The 2,864-nt window shown below is 27.5% G+C and carries 2 protein-coding genes; both read right to left on the reverse strand.

Features of this window, described 5'->3' with window-relative positions; genetic code table 11:
* The coding region (locus VLM92_RS07570) for a phospho-sugar mutase (RefSeq protein ID WP_325275729.1) at positions 1-1,586 on the reverse strand (1,586 nt) is incomplete at its 3' end.
* Positions 1,587-1,961: 375 nt separating this feature from the next.
* Positions 1,962-2,864, reverse strand: a 903-nt coding sequence (locus VLM92_RS07575) for a uroporphyrinogen decarboxylase family protein (RefSeq protein WP_325275730.1), incomplete at its 5' end; no start/stop codon positions are given.

The following is a 2,864-nucleotide window of genomic DNA, read 5'->3' on the forward strand; positions in this document are numbered from 1 at the left end:
TCTGTTCCTGAAGGTCTTATAGCTACCCAAGAACCATCTTCTAAGAAGTATTTTAAAACATCAGCCTTAGGAAGATTATCGATTCCCTTGCTGTAATCTTTAACATCTAATACCTTAGTATTGTTTATTGATTTTATATCATTTTCTCTAAAGTAAGATATTATATCTTTTATCTTAGCTAATCCTTGTATTCCTTTTAAAGTTAAAGAAATAGTTTCTTCTTTGAAGAATCCATATTTCTTATAAAGCTCTACTAAACCTTCATATAAGCTTAATCCTTTAGAATAATAAAAAGCTGCCATCTCGGCTATTAATACAGATGCAACTACACCATCTTTATCTCTAGCATGAGTTCCAACTAAGTATCCATAACTTTCTTCATATCCAAATACATAAGTTTTTTCATTACTTTGTTCAAATAACTTTATTTTTTCTCCTATGAATTTAAATCCTGTAAGTACATTTAATACATCAACATTATTTTCCTTCGCTATGTCTGCACCAAACTCAGAAGTAACTATTGTCTTTATTAATGCTGAATTTTCTTTTAATTCATTCTTTTCTTTTAATCCTTCAATTATATAATTAGTTAACATTCCACCGATTTGATTTCCCGTTAAAAGAACATATTCTTTGCTTGTAGTTTTTACTGCAACACCAACTCTATCACAATCTGGATCAGTTGCTATAACAAGGTCAGCTCCTACTTCTTTAGCAAGATTTATTCCTCTATTTAAAGCTTTCTTTTCTTCTGGATTTGGATAATCAAGTCCCGCAAAGTTTGGGTCTGGCTTTTCTTCTTCTTTAACAACAATTATATTTTCAAATCCTACTTCAGACAAAGCACGTCTTATTGGAACATTACCAGTTCCACAAAGTGGAGTAAATACTATTTTAAAGTCTTTTGCAACTTTCTTTATCAATTCTTTTCTTATTACTTGCTTTTTAACAGCTTCTATAAATGCAGTGTCTGCTTCCTTATCTAACATTATAACTAAGTCTTTATTTTCATCATTTATAGTTGGTATTTTACTATAATCATGTATACTATTTATTTCTTCTGTTATAGCATTTGCAATATGTGGCATAACTTGTGCCCCATCTTCCCAATATACTTTGTATCCATTATACTCTGGAGGATTGTGACTTGCTGTAATTACAACACCTGCTATAGCATTTAAATTTCTAAGTGCAAAAGATAATTCTGGTGTAGTTCTTAAATCATCAAATATATAAGCTCTTATGCCACATGCAGCTAAAGTATTAGCAGTTTCAATACAAAACTCTCTAGACATATGTCTATTATCATGTGCTATAACTACTCCTCTATTTTTTTCTTCTTCTGTAGTATTTTTTATTATGTAGTTAGCAAGTCCAAAAGTAGCTCTTCTTACAGTATATTTATTTATTCTATTAGTTCCAGCTGCTATCACTCCTCTAAGCCCTGCCGTCCCAAACTCTAAATCTTTATAAAATCTATCCTCTATTTCTTTTTCATTATTTTCTAATTCTAAAAGTTCTTTTTTAGTTTCATCATCGAAATATGGGTTGCTTGCCCACTCTTTATATTTTTTCATATAATCCATATTTAATCTCCCTTCCCTAATTAATATAATATTATGTATTATTCCACTTTTTTACTAAAAGCTTATAGATATTTATTTTATACTGTTTTTTTACTTAAGTAAAGATAGCATAATTAACATTTTACTTCAATAAAAAAAATAACCTTTATATGTACATTTTATGACAAGTTTCCAATAAAAAATGCGTTTTGCTCATGCCGCCAACGCCTTTAAGAAACAGATCCATTGCTCAAAAAACAGGCCCGTTGCTTAAGTAACGTATTGACGAACTATTTCAAGTTTAGCATTTGAGATTATAAAATATAATCTCCTTTAATCAAAAAAAGGATGAAAATTTCATCCCTTTTTTATTTAATAAACTTATAAGTTTAATTATTATGTATTGAAATCATAACTCTCTAAATTTATATTATAAATCAAAGAGTTGCTTATCTTATATGGTGTTTTTTTCATACAGTTATGACCTATAATTTTTACACCTTTATAATCTAATAAACTGCATATAGCTTCTCCATAGGTAAGTTTTTCATCATATTTTACTTCTTTCAATTCACAAAATTCAAGATTATATAATGCAGTAGATGTTTTTCCACATAAATGAATCACTGTATCGTCTAGCTCATGCTCTATTCTTTTTATTATGTTGATAGTAGTTTTCGCCAGTAAATCTTTATAAACTTTTGGACCTATTATATCAACATCTCCTACAGGATCACTATAAGATATTATTTTAGCTCCTTTTTTAAATCCTTCTAATATATATCTGACTATATTGTCCTCAATAATTTTCATAACATTATTTATTAAATCTCTATTTTTTTTAATTCCTTTATAAAAATATTTTAGATCTATTAGTAAAGACATAATAGTAAATGGTCCACATACATTTAAAGTTACTATTTCACCTTGCTTACTTAGTATATCAATAGAATCTAATACTTCCTTTATTCTTCCATTATATAAGTCTATTTCTTTTATATTTTTTAATTCTTCTATGTTGTTATATGCATAAGATTTGATTCTCGGACAATTTTTTTCATCTCCAAGATTTATATTAGCACCCATAGATTCAGCTTCAATAGTTGTACAAAATGGAAGCTTACATATACTATCACGTCTGTATTCCTTCAATTTTTTAGATATATATGCAATATCTTTGCAGTTTGTATGTAAATTAGGAAATTTTAAATTAGTATTATATATAAGATCCATAGGTATATTTTCATTATCATTTTGGTTGCATTTAAAAATATTTTTCATAATATATATACCTAGATC

The organism is Romboutsia sp. (assembly GCF_035470145.1).
Taxonomy (GTDB): domain Bacteria; phylum Bacillota; class Clostridia; order Peptostreptococcales; family Peptostreptococcaceae; genus Romboutsia_D.